This window comes from Hungatella sp. SL.1.14 (genome assembly GCF_024460495.1).
Lineage (GTDB): Bacteria > Bacillota > Clostridia > Lachnospirales > Lachnospiraceae > Hungatella > Hungatella hathewayi.
Genome location: NZ_JANFYJ010000606.1, coordinates 1 through 236, shown reverse-complemented (window position 1 = coordinate 236; position 236 = coordinate 1). Strand labels below are relative to the sequence as shown.

General features: G+C 56.8%; 1 rRNA gene. It reads left to right on the top strand.

The window, feature by feature from the left end:
• A 16S ribosomal RNA gene (locus NE473_RS33400) occupies positions 1 to 236 on the top strand; the annotation flags it as partial.

Below are 236 nucleotides of genomic sequence, written 5' to 3'. Positions count from 1 at the left end.
TTGACTTAGCGGCGGACGGGTGAGTAACGCGTGGGTAACCTGCCTTACACTGGGGGATAACAGTTAGAAATGACTGCTAATACCGCATAAGCGCACAGGGCCGCATGGCCTGGTGTGAAAAACTCCGGTGGTGTAAGATGGACCCGCGTCTGATTAGGTAGTTGGTGGGGTAACGGCCCACCAAGCCGACGATCAGTAGCCGACCTGAGAGGGTGACCGGCCACATTGGGACTGAG